Below are 17,484 nucleotides of genomic sequence, written 5' to 3' on the forward strand. Positions count from 1 at the left end.
GGTGTTTCATTGTTGGGTTTTTGGATCTGCAGGGGGCTCCAGTTGGCGTACACGCGTGGCGGCGGCGATGTAGACGCCAGCCAGGATGCTGAAGATGTAAGCCTGCACCATGCCCGTCAGCAGCCCAAGCAGGGTCATGACAATCGGGAACAGGAATGGGGTGATGGTGAGCAGGATGGCGATGATCATGCTGCCGCTCATCATGTTGCCGAACAGGCGTACGGCCAGCGCCAGGGTGCGGGACACTTCGCTGATCAAATGAAACGGGAGCATGACCACGGTCGGTTCGATGTAGGACCTGAGATAACCGCGCAGCCCTTGGTCTTCAATCCCGAACAGCGGCACCGCTACCAACACGCACAGGGCTAGTGCCGCTGTGGTCGATAGCGACCCGGTGGGTGGCTCGTAGCCGGGGATTACCGTGCATAAGCTGGCCGCTGCGACAAACAGGAACAGCGTGCCGAGAAAACCCAGATACTTTTCCGGTTGCGCCAAGCCAAGGTCTTGGATCTGGCCGTTGATGGTTGTGACGATGATTTCCAGCAGGTTCTGCCAGTGCGAGCGCTGAAGATCTATCGATAGCTTGCGCGTGATGAGTTTTGAACCCAGCACCAGCACGAGCATCAAGCCCCAAGTAAACACGATCGTGCCATTGAGTTTGATGAAACCGTACTGCCAGAAAATCATTTCGTCGGGACTAAGGTGCATGGCTGGCCTCGCGCATCGCTGGCGGACTATCATTGTTTGGCGTGCGGGTCACTCGGATGACCAATAGGCGTGCCAGCACGAATCCTAGCAACCCCGCCAATAAGCGCTGCCATTGCCCGCCGGCCACAACATACAAGCCGCCCAGGGCGATGCCCATGCGTGCGAGCAGGCTGGTAAAAACCCACAAAGCGGCATGGGGGGAAGTCATGCTCTTGCGCACGGTCCACCACAAACCACCGAAGAAAATCGCACCGAGTACGCCGCCAGCAACACCCGCCAGCAGTAGAGTCAGCACCCAGAGAAGTGTTGCATTCATCATTTTTTCTCCTCTTCGTCATGGATCGCCTTGTCTTCCTTGTCAACCCAGTGCCAGGCATTGGCGCAGCCGATGAGCAGTCCGGCAACCAGCAGTGCGAGGGTCCACGAGTGGGTGCTGGGATGATGTTCATCCAGCCATAGGCCGAGTGCGGTACCCAGCAGGGTGGGCACTACAACCGACCAACCGATCAAACCCATCATGCCCAGGCCAAACCATACGCCCGCGCCGGTGTTGTGCTGAGCTTTCAATTTGCGTGCGCTCTTGGCGCCGATCAGCGCTGCAAAGTCGAGCGAGGCCTTGCTAGGTTTCTTGCCTGAATCAGTCATGCTGAAATCCCGCAAAGCGGCGCAGAAAGCCGCTCTCCAACTTTGCCATTACGCTACGCAGGCTGGTCTCCTCTTCGTCAAGATTCAGAAACTGTTCTACCACATCGTCATGCAATACGCCGAGGTCATCGCCGCCAAGTGCGCGGTGCACGGAGACCAGAACATTGGCACCGCTCTTGACCAACACGCCTTCATCGACGGCGATAAATACCTCGCCGTCAGCCTCGGTTTCGTAAGTCAGGATTCCCGGCGCGAGTGCAGCGACACAATCAAGACGGTGTGGCAGCAGTCCGAAGGAGCCTGTTGGTGTTTCGGCCACGATGCGTGAAACGGCTGTTTCCTCGACAAAAATCCGGAACGGCAAGAGCACCTTAAGCGTCATGAGCATGGGTGAGAGCCTCCTCTTTGAGCGGTGGCGTGGTAGTGGGCGTCGGCTTGAGTTCGGCCAGATTCTGTTTTGCTTCGTTGATGGTGCCGATCATGTACAGTGCGCGTTCGGGGGTGTCCTTGAATTCGTCATTCAGTATCCGCTCGCAGCCATCCAGTGCATCAGCGAGGCTGACAAGCTTGCCTTTCAGACCGGTGAACTGCTCGGTGGTGAAAAACGGTTGGGTCAGAAAGCGTTCAAGGCGCCGCGCCCGTCCGACCACCCGGCGATCTTCCACCGACAATTGCTCAAGCCCGAGCATGGCGATGATGTCTTTGAGCTGCGCGTATTGGGCGAGCGTGCGGCGGATCTGTTGGGCAAGGGCGTAATGACGCTCACCCACGACGCCGGGGTTGGCCATCTTGGAGTTCGATTGCAGCGGGTCGATGGCCGGATACAAGCCTTCGCTGGCACGCTTGCGCGACAACACAATGGAGGCCGAGAGATGCGAGAAAGTGTGCACGGCAGCCGGATCGGTAAAGTCGTCTGCCGGAACATATACCGCCTGGATAGAGGTGATCGCCCCATTTTCGGTGTTGGCGATGCGCTCTTCCAGGGCAGATAGTTCCGTGGCCATGGTGGGTTGGTAGCCGAGCCGCGAGGGCATCTGCCCCATCAGCCCAGATACCTCCATGCCCGCCTGGATGAAGCGGAAGATGTTATCTATCAGCAGGAGCACGTCGCGATGCTCGTCATCGCGGAAATACTCGGCCATCGTCAACGCAGCATGGCCGATCCGGAAGCGACTACCGGGGGGCTCGTTCATCTGGCCGAAAAGCATCACCATATTGGGCAGCACGCCGGCAGCTTTCATATCGCTGTACAGTTCTTCGCCTTCTCGACAGCGCTCGCCGATGCCACAAAAGATGCTGACGCCTTCATGATGGCCAATCATGTTGTGGATGATCTCGGTGAGCAGCACGGTTTTGCCCACCCCCGCGCCGCCCAACAAACCCGCTTTGCCGCCTCGTTCAAGCGGCATCAGCACATCGATGAGCTTGATACCAGTTTCAAAAATCTCAGATTTTGTTGAGCGTTGCGTCAGTGGCGGCGGCGTATGATGCACCGGGCGCCATGCCACCTCTGCCAGGGCAGGGCCACGGTCGATAACATTGCCAAACACGTCGAACATGCGCGAGAGAATCGCTTTGCCTACGGGTGCCAGCAGTGGGCCGCCGGTATCCTCCACCAGCATGCCGCGCGCCAGCCCCTGAGTGGGCGTCAAGGCGATACCGCGCACGTGCTGTGCATCGCGTTGGGCCTGGACTTCAATGATGATCTTCGCGTCCTCGCCGGTACGCAGCAGGGACTGAATTGTCGGCAGGTTTTGCGCAAAGCGCACATCGACCACGCTGCCACGTATCGAGACAATCGTGCCTTGATTGGGAGTGACCTGTTTGACGCCAACGTGCTCGCGAGTCATCTTGCCTTCTTGTGTTGAGAGGTTTTCTGCACGGCTGGGATGATTGCGCCGAGAGGCGAGCACAACGGCAACACCTAATTCAAAGGATAGCGGCCCAGCATAGTCGTTGCCACGGACTACCGGGCAGCGATCCCAGCAATGCCGGGTAAGTCATAGTGGTGGTCGGCAAAAAGCGGGGCAAGGCTCGCCAGAGTGCAACGCCAATGGCGGCAAGGACAAACATTGAGCGCCAGCCGAAATGCTCTGCAACAAAGCCGCTGATAACCCGGGATTGCGGCCAGCAACATACTGAAGGATGGAGCCGCAGCAGCCGCGAGAAGCGATATCACCAGCAGGGCGGCTTTTATAAGAATGATGGAGCGACCCTCGTATAGATCAGTCCGTGTGCGGGTTCTCAACCTGTTGAGCAAGTACAACATCACTTGGCCCCCAGCTTCCACCCAAAGCGCGGATCAAATCTATCGTTGTACGAACGTGCTCCGCTTCCAACTGAATGTTGCTACGCTGCTGCTGTAGCACACTGCGGTCGGCATCCATCACGTTCAGATAGCTGACCGAGCCTTCGCGATACTGCGTCTTCGAGAGTGCCGAGCTGCGTTGTGCCGAAACAAGCGCTTGGTTCTGCGCCTGCATCTGCTCGTGCAGTAGGCGCAGTTGGGCCAGATCGTCTTCAACCTCGCGGAACGCCCGCAACACGGTCTGCCGGTAGTTTGCTACCTGTTCGGCATATACGCCCTTGGACAGATCCACCCCGGCGCGGCGGGCGCCGCCGTCGAAGAGCGGCAGCGTGAGTGCGGTGCCCACCAGCGGGCCAAAAGCAAAGGTGCGGCTGCTCCACTTGAAGAGATCAGAGAGATCGGCCGATTCGAAACCGAAGTTACCGGTTAGGCTCAGGCGCGGGAAGTAGGCTGCGCGGGCTGCCCCGATCCTCGCATTGGCCGCTGCCATGGCACCTTCGGCTGCGGCGATGTCTGGCCGACGTTCGAGCAGGGTGGAGGGCACGCCAGCCGGAATCTGCAACGCAATCGCCTGCAGCGGGCTGGGGGGCAGGCCGAAGTCTGCAGGCGCCTTGCCCAGCAGGATCGCCAGGCTGTGCTCGGCCACTGCGCGCTGGCGCGCCACCCCAAGGGATTCGGCATGGGCCTGGGCCAGTTCCGTGCGGGATTGGGCTAGCTCCAGCTCGCTGATGTCGCCTTCATCGAAGCGATGCTGGATCAGGCGAGTGGTTTCCTCTCGCAGACGCAGGGTATCTGCATACACGGCGCTTAGGGCATCGAGTTCGCGCAGCGTGAAATAGCTCTGCGCCACATCGGCTTGAATCGTCAGTTGCAGCGACAGGAAGAGCGCCTCACTTTGCTCACGTGTGGCGGTGGCTGCGTCCACGTTCGAACGGATTCGCCCGAATAGATCCGGTTCGTAGGCAACCGTCCCCTGGGTGCGCCACAGGGTTGAGATCTCTGTGTGCGCATCCGGGGCAAGTCCTTGCGAAGCTGGCGAAGGACGCTGGCGGGTGGCGCCGGCCCCTACGCCGATCTGCGGGAAGTATTCGGCACGGGAATTTTGTACCTGAGCACGGGCCTGCAGCAGGCGGGCCATGCCAGCCTGCAGATCCTGGTTGGCCGCCGCTGCCTCGGCTTCGAGCTGGTTGAGCTGCGCGTCGCCAAAAGCCGTCCACCATTCGCCGCGCGGGCTGGCTTCGGCGGGCTCAGCTGTTTTCCATTGCGGGTCGGCCAACTGTTCCTTAAATGCAGCGGGGGTGGCCACAGGGGGACGCTCATAGTGTGGTGCCAGCGAGCAGCCGGCGACGGCCATCAGTGCCGCGAGTAGCGGCAGGCCACGCAGCAGAGGGGATAGTGTAGGGGCGGGGGAGGAATTCGTCATGGAGTTCTCCTGCAATCAGTTAGGGATATGGGCTGGTGTCAGCGGCGCTTCGTGCGGCGCTGCGGTGTGCAGGCGGTGGCTGCGGTCGAGCTTGCGCAGCACTACGTAGAAGGCGGGCGTGAGGAAGAGCCCGAAGAAGGTCACCCCGAGCATGCCGAAGAACACTGCCACGCCCATGGCATGGCGCATCTCGGCACCAGCACCCGTAGAAGCCACCAGGGGGATCACACCCATGATGAAGGCCACCGAGGTCATCAGTATCGGGCGCAGACGCAGACGGCTAGCGTCGATGGCGGCCTGCAGCGGTGTCGCACCATGCATTTCGAGTTCGCGGGCGAATTCAACAATGAGGATGGCATTCTTGCAGGCCAGCCCCACCAGCACGATCAGACCAATCTGGGTGAATATGTTGTTGTCCCCTCCCGTGAAATACACGCCGGTGAGCGCAGCCAGGATGCTCATCGGCACGATGAGAATCACCGCCAGCGGCAGCGTGAGGCTTTCATACTGTGCGGCCAGCACTAGGAAGACCAGCAGCAGACTGATCGGGAACACCCAGATTCCGGCATTGCCGGCGAGGATCTTCTGGTAGGTAAGATCCGTCCACTCGAAGCGCACCCCGCGTGGCAACGTCTCCCGCGCAATGCGCTCGACGGTGGCTTCGGCCTGGGCCGACGAGTAACCGGGCGCGGGGCCACCATTGATGTCGGCAGCGGTGTAACCGTTGTAGCGGACCACCATTTCCGGGCCAAAACTCTGACGCACGCTGACAAGCGATGACAATGGCACCATTTCACCTTGGTTATTACGCGTCTTGAGCTGCAGGATGTCTTCCGGATGGGCCCGGAATGGAGCATCTGCCTGTGCCCGAACCTGATAGGTGCGGCCAAAGCGGTTGAAGTCATTCACGTAGAGCGACCCCAGATAGATCTGCATGGTGTCGAATACATCAGTGACGGAGACTCCCTGCTGCTTGGCCTTGACGCGATCCAGATCCACATCAAGCTGTGGCACATTGATCTGGTAGCTGGAGAACATCGGCCCCAGTTCTGGTGCCTTGGCGGCCGCCGCCATAAAGACGTTGGCTGCGTTGTTGAGCTCTGCATAGCCTACCGAAGCGTGGTCTTCAATCTGCAGCTTGAAGCCACCTACCGTGCCTAACCCCATCACGGGCGGCGGCGGGAATATGGCGATAAATGCTTCCTGGATGGCGCCAAATTTCTGGTTAAGTGCTCCGGCAATGGCGCCAGCAGATAACTCCGCGCGCTGGCGCTCCTCAAACGGCTTGAGTGCCACAAAGACGATGCCGGCTGAAGAACTGTTGGTGAAGCCGTTGATAGAAAGGCCAGGGAAGGCGATAGCGCTTTCCACGCCGGGCTGCGCCAGGGTGATATCGCTCATCTTGCGGATAACGGCTTCCGTGCGGTCCAGTGAAGCGCCATTGGGTAATTGGGTGAAACCGATCAGGTACTGCTTGTCCTGTGCAGGCACGAAACCACCGGGCACAAGATAGGAGATACCGATGGTGGCTGCCAGCAGGATGGCATACACCATCATGGCCGAGGCCTTGCGCGTGACCACGCCGCTCACGCCTTGGCCATAGCGTTCCGAGGCACGGCCGAAGAAGCGGTTGAAGGCAGCGAAGAAACGTCCCAGATAGCGGTTCATCTGGCGAGTCAACCAATCCGGCGCTTCACTATGACCCTTGAGCAGCAGGGCGGAGAGCGCAGGGGAGAGCGTCAGCGAGTTGAATGCCGAGATCACCGTGGAGATGGCGATCGTCATCGCAAACTGCTTGTAAAATTGCCCGGTGAGCCCCGTCATGAAGGCGAGCGGCACGAAGACTGCAACGAGTGTGAGCGCAATGGCAATGATCGGCCCGGAGACTTCACGCATGGCCCGATAGGTGGCTTCTCGTGGTGAAAGACCCGCCTCAATGTTGCGCTCGACGTTTTCCACTACCACAATGGCATCATCTACTACAATGCCGATGGCGAGTACCATACCGAACAGCGAGAGTGCATTGATCGAATAGCCAAACCCCAACATTAGTGCGAAGGTGCCGACAATCGAGACCGGTACGGCCAGTAATGGGATGATGGAAGCGCGCCAGGTTTGCAGGAACAGGATGACCACCAACACCACCAGCGCGATGGCTTCGAGCAGCGTGTGAATCACGGCCTTGATGCTGGCACGCACGAACTGCGTGGGGTCATACACAATGCTGTATTGGATGGAAGAGGGGAAATCCTTGGCCATGTCGGCCATTGCAGCACGCACCTGGGCCGAGACATCCAGTGCATTCGAGCCGGGCGCCTGGAAGATCGGAATGGCCACTGCAGGCTTATTGTCGAGCAGGGACCGCAGACCGTATTCCGAGGCGTCGAGCTGGATGCGGGCTACATCGCCAAGGCGAGTCACCGCGCCGTCGGGGGAGGTACGCAGAATGATATTGGCAAACTCCCCCTCGCTTTGCAGGCGTCCCTGGGCGTTGACGTTGAGTTGCAGTGGTACATCCGGCCCGGCTGGCGAGGCGCCGATCACACCGGCGGCCACCTGCACGTTCTGCTCTCGAATCGAGCGCACCACATCGGACGCCGTCAGGCCGCGCTGGGCAACCTTCTGCGGATCAAGCCACACACGCATGGAATAGTTGCCGGAGCCGAACAAACCTACCTCACCCACGCCCTTGATGCGAGCAAGGCGATCCTTGACGTTGAGCACCGCGTAGTTGCGCAGGTAGGTCATGTCATAGCGGTTGTCCGGCGAGATCAGGTGCACCACCATGGTCAGCGTGGGCGAGCTTTTCAGCGTCGTCACGCCGAGACGCTGCACATCCTCGGGTAGGCGTGGCAGGGCCTGCGAAACGCGGTTCTGCACCAGTTGCTGGGCTTTGTCGGGGTCGACACCGAGCTTGAAGTTGACGGTGATCGTGAGATTGCCATCACTGTTCGCCTGAGACTGCATGTAAAGCATGTTCTCGACGCCATTGATGGATTCCTCCAGCGGAGAGGCGACGGTTTCGGCGATGACCTTGGGGTTGGCGCCCGGATACTGAGCGCGCACTACCACTGAGGGCGGCACGACCTCAGGGTACTCGGAGATCGGCAACTGGAATAATGCCAGCACCCCACCCAGAAGGATCAGGATAGATAGCACGCCTGCAAAGATCGGCCGATCAATGAAGAATTTTGAGATATTCATTGGGGATGTCCTCAGATTTTTTTGGCATCAGGCTCTGTAGCGCCCATTTGCACAGGATGGGGTGTGACCGTATCACCAGGGCGCACTCGTTGCAGACCGTTAACCACGATGCGTTCGCCTTCAGCCAAGCCGCTTTCCACTACACGCAACCCATCCTGCAGGCTACCCAGGCGCACCTCTCGATAGGAGGTCTGGCCTCGGGGATTGACCACCAGCACAAAGCGCTTGGCCTGATCGGTACCAATGGCCTTCTCGTCAATCAAGATCGCTTTATGCTGGTTTGAACTCCCCAGTTTCACGCGTACGTAAAGGCCTGGTACGAGTCGGCCATTGCGGTTGTCGAGCACAGCGCGCAGTTTGATCGTGCCGGACGTACTGTCGAGGTGGTTATCGATCGAACTGAGTCTGGCGGTCAGCGGATAGTCCTCGCTGTCGGCCAGCCCGAGGTGAATAGGCAGATCTTTGCCCTGTGCAGCGTTGATGACCTGCAGGTAGCTTGGCTCATCCACATCAAATGCGGCATAGATGCGATCTGCCGAAACCAGGGTGGTCAGCGCAGCGCTATTGGCAGGAGCCACCAAGTTGCCTACGGTCACCTCGGCGCGCGAGGTTCGTCCTGCGATCGGGGCGGTGATGCGGGTATATTCAAGGTTGAGCTGCGCGGTCTTGAGTGCGGCTTGGGCTGCTTGCAGATTGGCACGAGCTTCACGCGCAGCATTCTGCTTTTCATCGAAGTCGCGGCGGGCAATCGCGTTGTCTGCGAGCAGTCGTTGGCCACGGGCCAGATCGTCAGCCGTATATGCGGCACGCGCTTCAGCACCTGCAAGCTGGGCCTGTGCGCGAGCAACTTCTGCCTCGAAGGGGCGCGGATCGATGGTAAATAACAGATCCCCCTTGCGCACAAGGCTGCCGTCCTTGAAATGCACGGCGGTCAACATGCCGGAGACCTGGGGGCGCACGTCCACGTGCTCAACCGCTTCGAGATGGCCAGAGTACTGCTTCCATTCAGTCACGTTCCGCTGGTGGACTTCCGCTACATCCACTGTGACAGCAGAGGGCGCAGGGGACTGAGCCTGTGGCTTGGCTTCTGCGTAATGCTGCACGGTAAAGGCTCCGGCCACGCAGAGCAGCCCCGCCACGGAGGCCGCGATGAGGCGATTTTTATGATTTGTAAGCATGATGATTTCCTCTGTGAGTGTTGGATGAGGGAGAGGGACTTACATGAGGTACCCATGGCACACAGCCATTGACGGGTACAACACCGGGCAATACCCCAAGGAACTACGTGTTCATTCGGCTGTCTGCTGGCATCTCACGCAGACGGCGACGCAGAAAATGCACAATTTCTTCGCGTGCCGGAACATGACTTGAGAGCGCGGCGTGAGTAACGAGTGGATAGCGGACCACTTGGGTCGGCACCCCCGCTCCGATCAGCGCCTCTGCATACATTTCGGCCTCACGGTGCAACACATCGCAGCCCGCAGTGAGGATTAGCGCTGGCGGCAGCCCGGTGCGGCGCGTGGAGATGAGTGGCGCGGCGTAAGGGTGCAAGCGCTGGCGTGGCATGGGCAGGTACTGCCGATAGTAGTTCGCGCAGGTAGAAGCGTCGATATCCGAATTGAGTTGCTCACCGTTTCCCAAACGCGTCATGCTCGGGTCCAGGAGTGGGGCAATCAGCACTTGGGCGGCCACATCCGGGGTTCCACGGTCACGTGCCATCAGCGTGAGCGATGCGGCTAGATTGCCTCCTGCATCGTCTCCTGCTACAGCCAAGCGTCGGGCGTCGCCGCCCAGGCTAGCGGCATGGCGGGATATCCAGAGAATCGCTGCATAAGCATCTTCCGGTGCGGCGGGAAACGGGTGTGCTGGTGCCAATGCATACTCAGCGGCAATTACCAGTGCATTGCAACGGTTTGCCAAGAAGTGGCAGATCCCTTCCACATCGTCCAGACAGCCTCCCACAAATCCACCGCCGTGCAAGTACAGGACCACCGGTAAGCTGGAAACCTCAGTCTCTGGACGATAGATGCGCAGGCTGCGCTCACCGGTGGGAGCGGTGAAGCGCCGCTCGAGGCGGCTGATCGAAGGAGGCGACGAAGCGTACATTGGGCCGGACAGTTAAAACGTTACGGGATGAAATCATTCTCAATGTTTTTCCTGTCTGGATAAATCCTCGAATTTCGACAATACTATTCCGGTACAGCTAACAATCAGGACCGCAGATATGGCAATGGATCGTTTTCAAGCAATGCAGGTGTTCGTGCGGGTAGTGGACGCCAGCAGCTTTTCGCGGGCTGCAGACAGTTTGGGTATGCCCAGAACGACGGTGACCATCATCATCCAGCAGCTTGAGGCCACTTTGCAGGTACGTCTGCTTAACCGAACCACCCGTCGCATCAGCCTGACGCCGGATGGTGCCGCGTACTATGAACATTGCATCCGAATTCTCGGCGAGGTTGAGGAGACCGAAGCATCTTTCCGCGATGCAGCTAAAGGCCCGAGCGGGCGTCTACGTGTTGATGTGCCTTCGATCATTGGGCGACAGATCCTGATTCCCAAATTGTATAATTTTCACGAGAGGTATCCGGAAGTAGAACTCGCAATCGGGATGAGTGATCGGCATGTCGATCTGGTCAGCGAAGCGGTGGATTGTGTGATACGTGGCGGCGAATTGGCAGACTCTACTTTGGTTGCCAGGCGCATCGCCAGTTTCAAAGTGATTACCTGTGCAGCACCCAAATATCTGGAGTGCCATGGAGTCCCCACGTGCATTGAGGATCTGGCGCATCATGTGGCGGTGAATTATTTCTCCAGCCGCACTGGCCGCATCATCGACTGGGATTTCGTGGTTGACGGCCAGACGGTGCCCGTGAAGATGAAAAGCATGGTTTCCGTTAACGATGGCGAGGCTTATGTTGAATGTGCGCTTCAGGGAATTGGGCTGACTCAGGTAGCGCGCTTTATGGCACATAAATACCTGGAGTCCGGGAAGCTTATTGAAGTGCTGCCGCAATTATCCCCTTCGCCGATTCCTATCTCGGTTGCATATCTGCAAAACCGACATCTTTCACCCAAGGTACGTGCCTTTGTCGATTGGGTGTCCGAACTTTTCAGCTCTTGTCCTTTACTCAGTGGCGTCGACGTACGCTCCGACGGTTGCTCCGCGCTTCCTCTCCAATCCCCAACTAATACACTGCGTCAGGAGATCGATCAGATGAACAGTATCGGCGCTCTCTAGGAACCTATTCATAACCTTCCTGTGAGACGGTGATCGGGGCTTATGCGCTACACGAAGTTGTCATTGAGCGATCATACGTTCATACTCTTCCAGGCTGCGATGTCTTGTGTAGATTGACGGACCGGGATAGATTAGACCTCACTATTTTCCAATTGGATTTCTCTCTACAGGTGGATTGGCAGCAGGTTTTCCACGATCCAAACCCAATCGTAGTAGCGTGTGTTGTTCAGATGATTCCCGCCAATCCGCACAAAATTAGGCAATGACTCCAATTGAACGCAAAGCTGTGCGCTCAGATCGGCTACTAACACCGACGATTCGTTCTTGGAAGGTTTGCGTCTGCCAATCGGCCTGGCCTGTCATCGGGTCCCGAAATAATTTACGCAGGTGGCGTACAGGGTTGGGAAAGCGTTTATCCTCAAGCAAATCAGCTAAATTCGCAGGTATATCAGGCTGACCTGCAGGGGACAGGCGACGATAGCTCTCCAGCGCCGCGCTGAATTGACGGCCTATATCAAGAAGCTGGGTTTCTTTCTCACGCTGTGTATTGAGATGCCAAATCTGTCCCAGGCCCGCTAATGGAGCCCCATCGCGGCCAGTGCAAAGATGAGCACCAAATAGCCAAATCCACGCTCTCGTTGAAGTCTCATCTACAGCTCATTCAAAGGCGTGCCATCTTGCGTATTGCCTTCTGCACCGCTATGCACATCATAGACCCCCGTCCCGTCCTCAGGAGAAGGCATGGCCGCCCAGCTTTGGGCCGAGTCTGTATAGGGGTCTTTGGGGATTGAGCGTAAATAATGCTGCGCGACCAGATCATCAAGACTGTCGGGCAGCTGGTTGCGATCAGCCTGAAACTTATCAATAGCATCGCGCATGGTAGCAAGGCTTTGGCGAAGGCTGTTCTCCTTGGCGCGCTCAACATGGTTGAAGTAACGAGGTGCCGCAATCGAAACCAGCAATGCAACAATGCTCATCACCACCAGCAATTCAACAAGCGTGAAACCTATTGAACGTGCTTTATTCTGTCCACGAGATTGATGAAGACAAATCAAATTTTCCACCTGGTTGGTTCAGATAACGTACAGAACAGCAATTGCCCCTTGCTACCATGCTTACCATTCTTTGAACGAAACACCGTTCAGCCCGCACTTCTCAGAGAGTGAGAATACATCAAACACATCCTGCCCCGCCTGCGGGTTGTCTGGCGGGCTTGCATAACTGCGCAGTCCCCAGGTCTGAGCAGCAGGCGCGGTGGTATCCGGGTACATCGGATCACGAGGCAAGCGCCGTAAAAGGTAGATCATGTTTTTGTCTGGAAGCGTTTGATCTGGTACGCCATGAACCAACTCGTCCAAAGAATGAGGATAGCCCGAGTCCCCCACCTTCTTTTCAATTCGGCCCGTGTCGGAATATTCTTTATACGTATCGATTGCATTGCGGATTTGCCGCAGTGCAAGACGCAACTCGGATTCCCGTGAGCGCTGCTCAACAATATGCACAATCGGAAACGCAGCTGACGCGAGGATTCCGACGACCGTGACGACAACGACAATCTCGATCAGCGTGAAACCTGTGATTCTTCTCAAACGGTGATGACGCATATGGAAAGCACCAATATAGTGCAGTAAGACAGTGGAGAATTTTCAAGAAACGGATAAATCATAACCGGTTGAACCGCAAAACGTCAGATAACATACGCTATTTGCCCATCAAATATCTAACGACATGGTTTTATGACGAACGGCGTTTACTGTCTAGTGCTTTGATTTTCAACAAAGTGTTTTAGAAAATCGAGTAAGTATTCTGGTTTGTAGTTGAGTCTGTCAGAAAAATATCAGGTCAAAATTTGCAGGCAATCTGTACAATTCTTGCGCTTTCGCCGACTGTTTTGAGAAATAATGCCCGTTTCAGCTTGGTCATAATCCTTATGGCACAAGGATTCGAGGGTTCATATTTGAAACAGTGGGGAAAACCTAAAAAGAATATTCGCAATTGAATCCGGGGATGTATTGTGCAGTCGCAGCTTGCTATTGTTTGCTTGAGACGGTTTGTGTTGTTGCTGACAGCGTGGGGCTTAAATGCACTATCTCCCATTTTTGCATCTACAGTCAGTCATCCATTGACAGATGGGAAAGCATATAGCGCTGTCTTGGCACAAGGCCAAAATGGCGCTTACAGCTTTGCAGGTTCGATCGGACAACGTTTAGGCTTGGGCTTGAGCAATTTGAGTACCACGCCGTCGGGAGGTAACGTATCCGTCCAAGTAATTGGGCCAGACAACAATACAGTACTTGCAAATTGTGGGACATTCTACCACTCAAACAGTGGCGGCCGCTGCAATCTGCCTGTTTTCCCTGCCAATGGCACTTATACGGTTCATGTTCAGCCTGCGACGGGCTATACGGCCAGTTTCAATGTCATCTTATCGAGCGATGTGGCCAAACTGATTACTCTCTCTGTCAAGACGGCAATCATGGGTTATCGCTCTACGGACGATTTATTGCATGCGCGCATGATAGCGGAAACAATTTGTGCAGGTTGTCATGGTCAGGAGGGGAGCGGTGCTGTCTCAACAATACCCAAAATTGCTGGACAGAATAGAACCTATATATATAAACAGCTCCATGATATTAAAGCTCAAAACGGTCAGCCACCTGCTCGCGTAGTCGCTCCCATGCTTCCGTTTCTAGTCAGTCTTTCCGATTCAGATTTCAAAGCTTTGGCAGGTTATTACTCTGAAAAGATCTTAATCCCAGAAAAGTCAAAGCTCCTCCAAACCTTTGATCTCGGCCAACGTATCTGGCAAGCAGGAGACAAGGACAGGAATATACCTGCCTGCGCTGGTTGTCACGGACTTAACGGTCAGGGGAGGGCCCCCTTGCGTCCTCGCCTTCAGGGGCAGTTTGCTGACTACATAGCAAATACGCTGAATGCCTTTAAAACAGACAGTAGGACGAATGATCTTTCTGGAGCAATGCAAGCCATTACGAAACGCATGACCCAGGACGAAATCGAGTCGGTAGCAGGCTATGTGGCAGGGTTGTACTGAGGCCTGAGAAGTCGGGCCGGCACATTACAAAAACGTATGGAGGGTCTTTAGTCATGGTTGCGGATGCATACTTTTTCTTGGTCGAACTGATTCGCCTGGGCTATGCCGAGATCCAACCTTTAGGAAGGGGCAGACTATGACGTGTATTCGGAGCAGCTTTCAGATGAACGGTATGTGGTCTACTATTTTGTTGATTTTTAAAAGAATATTAAAAGCAAAACGTACGGATTCGTGAGGCCTGTAAGAAATGTCTGATTGAATGTTTCTGAAACAGGCCGTTACAATCCCTGCCCAGAATGGGTATGCCAGGCCTATCTATGATCCAAAGTTGGCTGTTGTGGTCATTGGATTGGCTTAATACCAAAAACGAATAATCACGAATTGAAATCGGGGGCGGCTGTGCAGCAACGTTCATTGTGTGTCCGTTGTATTCGATATTTGTTGCTGTTGGCTGCAGCTCTATCACTATCAAAAATTGTTTTTGCTAGCGTTCAGTATTCTTATGACGCTGCGGGCAGACTCGTAGAAGTCATACCTGTATCCGGGGTTCCATTTGAATATGGTTATGATGCGGCTGGTAACATTACCGCCATCAATAACGCATCTTCTTCCAGTTTGACTGTTACAGACTTTGAGCCAGCAGCCGGGCCTGTCGGGACCAGCGTGACGCTGACAGGGAGCGGATTCAATACCACGGCAGCCCAAAATACGGTGACTTTCAATGGGGTGGCTGCTGCCGTTGTGAGTGCCAGCACGAGCAGCCTAGTTGTCACGGTTCCAAAGGGAGCGACAACAGGCTTAATTGCCGTACAAAACAGTCTCGGTACTGTGCAAACCGCAAGCAATTTTGTCGTCGGGCCTGCAACAGCTTCAGGTGGTTCCTCTATTTCCGTGCAGCTTGCTGCAAACCAAAGCCAAATCTTTACATTCACGGGTTCGACAGGGCAAGGGCTTACCTTGGTGCTGTCAGATTTGGTCGTTGCCTCAGGTGTATCGGTTAATGCTTCTATCAGCCAAAGTAGCGGCAGTGTTTTGGCTACATGCACAATCGCCGCTGCTCAGCCAGCATGCTCCTTACCCTACCTACCTGCGTCAGGTGTTTATCAAATAACCTTGAGTGCAACTTCAGCGGCTTCTTTTTATGCCAAATTGGTTGCTGATGTAAATGGTACTCTTTCTTTGGGCGGATCGGTTAAGTTCAGTTCCGCTATTGCATATCAAGCCGGAAGCTATGTCTTTACCGCAAGTCAGGGGCAAAGTCCTAATTTGTTAGTAAGCTCGGATTTATTGCAGAGTTCAACTCTTGTCAATGTGTATAAGCCAGATGGCTCCTTGTTGAAATCAATCACTTTGCCATATGCATCAGGCTCTAGTAGTTTTTCTTCACTCATTCTCAGTAATTTGCCTTCAACCGGTGATTACACTATCCGTGTACAGCCATTGGGTGGGGCGATAGGTAATATTAGTTTGGGCTTGCCAACAGATGTGACAGGCGTTTTGGTAATAGGAACCCCATTGGTTGCTAAGTTGGCGGCAGCGCAGAATGCTACGTATACATTCACCGCTCAATCGGGGCAGAACCTCAATTTAGCGCTCACGGACGATTTGCTTGTCGGTACAATTTCGGTTTCTGTATATAAACCAGACGGCACTACGCTCAGTTCGACTAATTTGTCATATTCAAGTGGGGTTGGGACTGCGACAGCACTTGCGCTCAGAGGGGTGCCTGCAACAGGTACCTATACTGTACGGATTCAACATAGCGCACCATCCGCAGGTAGTGTCAGTTTGAATTTGCAAGCTGACGTTGCTGGTGTCTTGACGGTGGGCGTTCCTGTTACAGCTAGTCTGGCCAATGGGCAGAATGCGACCTATACCTTTACCGCGTCCTCAGGGCAGGATTTTGGTTTGGCGCTAACAGGAGATACGCTGGTTGGAACTACGAATGTATATGTCTATGCGCCAGATGGCTCCTTGGTGAATTCTCAAGGCATCTCCTATACATCTGGCAACGGTAGTACGTCAGCACTATCGTTGAGTAAATTACCTCAAACAGGTACCTATGTGGTGTCTGTGCAACATGGTGCAGGGGCTGCCGGAAGCATTACATTGACATTGCAGGCGGATGTTTCAGGAAGCCTGACAGTAGGTTCGCCCGTTACACTCAATTTGGCCGCAGGGCAAAATGCGGCGTATACGTTCAACGGGACGGTAGGACAAAATCTCGGTTTGGATATCGCTGGCGATACTTTGGTGGGTAATACCGCAATCTATGTCTACAAACCAGATGGCAGTTTGTTGTCGTCAAACAGTTTGTCCTACAGTTCCGGTAATGGGTCTTCGACTGCGATTGCATTGAACAATTTGCCTACTACGGGCACATATCTCCTGCGCGTAAAACCAGGTGGTGGTGTAGCAGGTAGCATCATTGTGGGTCTTCAGTCGGATTTGACAGGGGTACTCGCGATAGGGACTCCGGTTGCGTTGAATTTTGCTGCTGGGCAAAACGCCACCTACACCTTCAATGGAACGGCGGGACAGAATCTTGGATTGGGCTTGAGTGGAGATACGTTGGTTGGTCCGACGAGTATCTACATCTATAAGCCAGATGGCACACAGTTAAATTCGGTAAGCCTGTCCTATAGTTCCGGCGCAGCTACCTCAACAGCATTGGTTTTGAATGCTTTGCCGGTCAATGGCACTTACAAGATTCGTGTCCAGCCAAACGGCGGGCTTGCTGGTGCTCTTACGCTGGGACTGCAGGCCGATTTGACAGGAACCCTCACCGCAGGCACACCGNTCAGCCTGAGTTTGGCCTCAGGTCAAAACGCCACCTACACCTTCACGGGGGCAACAGGGCAGAACATAGAGCTCAGCCTCAGTGGCGACACCCTGGTGGGGAACAC

General features: G+C 55.5%; 14 protein-coding genes. 3 read left to right on the forward strand and 11 right to left on the reverse strand.

Features of this window, described 5'->3' with window-relative positions:
* Positions 1–6: 6 nt before the first annotated feature.
* The 9 genes from B145_RS0113515 to B145_RS0113555 form a co-directional block, all read right to left on the reverse strand.
* Positions 7–708, reverse strand: coding sequence for a F0F1 ATP synthase subunit A (locus tag B145_RS0113515; protein WP_018608041.1), 702 nt, complete (start codon positions 706–708; stop codon positions 7–9).
* Positions 698–1,027, reverse strand: a complete 330-nt coding sequence (locus B145_RS0113520) for an ATP synthase subunit I (RefSeq protein ID WP_211209834.1) — start codon at positions 1,025–1,027, stop codon at positions 698–700. Before B145_RS0113520 ends, B145_RS0113515 begins: the two co-directional genes overlap by 11 nt.
* Positions 1,024–1,353 (reverse strand): AtpZ/AtpI family protein, encoded by a 330-nt coding sequence (locus B145_RS0113525; RefSeq protein WP_018608045.1) that lies wholly within the window; start codon positions 1,351–1,353, stop codon positions 1,024–1,026. The genes B145_RS0113520 and B145_RS0113525 overlap by 4 nt, the downstream gene beginning before the upstream one ends.
* Positions 1,346–1,741 carry a F0F1 ATP synthase subunit epsilon gene (locus tag B145_RS0113530; RefSeq protein ID WP_018608048.1) on the reverse strand — a complete coding sequence of 132 codons (396 nt, stop codon included), beginning with the start codon at positions 1,739–1,741 and terminating at the stop codon, positions 1,346–1,348. The genes B145_RS0113525 and B145_RS0113530 overlap by 8 nt, the downstream gene beginning before the upstream one ends.
* Entirely contained in the window at positions 1,725–3,203 is a 1,479-nt protein-coding gene (gene atpD / locus B145_RS0113535) for a F0F1 ATP synthase subunit beta (RefSeq protein WP_033407237.1), read from the reverse strand. Before atpD ends, B145_RS0113530 begins: the two co-directional genes overlap by 17 nt.
* Before the next feature lie 375 nt (positions 3,204–3,578).
* Positions 3,579–5,084 carry an efflux transporter outer membrane subunit gene (locus B145_RS0113540; RefSeq protein ID WP_018608052.1) on the reverse strand — a complete coding sequence of 502 codons (1,506 nt, stop codon included), beginning with the start codon at positions 5,082–5,084 and terminating at the stop codon, positions 3,579–3,581.
* Positions 5,085–5,099: 15 nt separating this feature from the next.
* Entirely contained in the window at positions 5,100–8,288 is a 3,189-nt protein-coding gene (locus B145_RS0113545; protein WP_018608054.1) for an efflux RND transporter permease subunit, read from the reverse strand.
* Between the two features lie 11 nt (positions 8,289–8,299).
* Entirely contained in the window at positions 8,300–9,466 is a 1,167-nt protein-coding gene (locus tag B145_RS0113550) for an efflux RND transporter periplasmic adaptor subunit (RefSeq protein WP_018608055.1), read from the reverse strand.
* Positions 9,467–9,569: 103 nt separating this feature from the next.
* A complete protein-coding gene (locus B145_RS0113555; RefSeq protein WP_018608057.1) occupies positions 9,570–10,394 on the reverse strand; it encodes an alpha/beta hydrolase in 825 nt (274 codons plus the stop codon).
* A 118-nt stretch (positions 10,395–10,512) separates the two neighbouring features.
* Between B145_RS0113555 and B145_RS0113560 the strand changes: the two genes are divergently transcribed.
* Positions 10,513–11,526, forward strand: coding sequence for a LysR family transcriptional regulator (locus tag B145_RS0113560; RefSeq protein ID WP_018608059.1), 1,014 nt, complete (start codon positions 10,513–10,515; stop codon positions 11,524–11,526).
* Positions 11,527–12,176: 650 nt separating this feature from the next.
* Here the strand turns inward: B145_RS0113560 and B145_RS0113565 are convergent.
* Both B145_RS0113565 and B145_RS0113570 read right to left on the reverse strand, forming a co-directional pair.
* Positions 12,177–12,590 (reverse strand): type II secretion system protein, encoded by a 414-nt coding sequence (locus tag B145_RS0113565; RefSeq protein ID WP_245541864.1) that lies wholly within the window; start codon positions 12,588–12,590, stop codon positions 12,177–12,179.
* Positions 12,591–12,641: 51 nt separating this feature from the next.
* A complete protein-coding gene (locus B145_RS0113570) occupies positions 12,642–13,130 on the reverse strand; it encodes a type II secretion system protein (protein WP_018608063.1) in 489 nt (162 codons plus the stop codon).
* Between the two features lie 449 nt (positions 13,131–13,579).
* On the opposite strand from B145_RS0113570, the gene B145_RS28670 reads away from it, so the two are divergent.
* Entirely contained in the window at positions 13,580–14,578 is a 999-nt protein-coding gene (locus B145_RS28670) for a c-type cytochrome (protein WP_157288415.1), read from the forward strand.
* A gap of 663 nt (positions 14,579–15,241) precedes the next feature.
* Positions 15,242–17,484: beta strand repeat-containing protein (locus tag B145_RS28945; RefSeq protein ID WP_425425595.1), on the forward strand; the 2,243-nt coding region annotated here is incomplete at its 3' end.

It is taken from the genome of Uliginosibacterium gangwonense DSM 18521 (genome assembly GCF_000373965.1).
In the GTDB taxonomy this organism is placed as follows: domain Bacteria; phylum Pseudomonadota; class Gammaproteobacteria; order Burkholderiales; family Rhodocyclaceae; genus Uliginosibacterium; species Uliginosibacterium gangwonense.

Excerpts from the sequence above, each read along its gene's own strand:
- B145_RS0113530 (WP_018608048.1), bottom strand. The coding sequence starts at position 1,741 with ATGCTCATGACGCTTAAGGTGCTCTTGCCGTTCCGGATTTTTGTCGAG.
- B145_RS0113520 (WP_211209834.1), bottom strand. The coding sequence starts at position 1,027 with ATGATGAATGCAACACTTCTCTGGGTGCTGACTCTACTGCTGGCGGGT.
- B145_RS0113540 (WP_018608052.1), bottom strand. The coding sequence starts at position 5,084 with ATGACGAATTCCTCCCCCGCCCCTACACTATCCCCTCTGCTGCGTGGC.
- B145_RS0113570 (WP_018608063.1), bottom strand. The coding sequence starts at position 13,130 with ATGCGTCATCACCGTTTGAGAAGAATCACAGGTTTCACGCTGATCGAG.
- B145_RS0113525 (WP_018608045.1), bottom strand. The coding sequence starts at position 1,353 with ATGACTGATTCAGGCAAGAAACCTAGCAAGGCCTCGCTCGACTTTGCA.
- B145_RS0113550 (WP_018608055.1), bottom strand. The coding sequence starts at position 9,466 with ATGCTTACAAATCATAAAAATCGCCTCATCGCGGCCTCCGTGGCGGGG.
- atpD (WP_033407237.1), bottom strand. The coding sequence starts at position 3,203 with ATGACTCGCGAGCACGTTGGCGTCAAACAGGTCACTCCCAATCAAGGC.
- B145_RS0113560 (WP_018608059.1), top strand. The coding sequence starts at position 10,513 with ATGGCAATGGATCGTTTTCAAGCAATGCAGGTGTTCGTGCGGGTAGTG.
- B145_RS0113555 (WP_018608057.1), bottom strand. The coding sequence starts at position 10,394 with ATGTACGCTTCGTCGCCTCCTTCGATCAGCCGCCTCGAGCGGCGCTTC.
- B145_RS0113515 (WP_018608041.1), bottom strand. The coding sequence starts at position 708 with ATGCACCTTAGTCCCGACGAAATGATTTTCTGGCAGTACGGTTTCATC.
- B145_RS0113545 (WP_018608054.1), bottom strand. The coding sequence starts at position 8,288 with ATGAATATCTCAAAATTCTTCATTGATCGGCCGATCTTTGCAGGCGTG.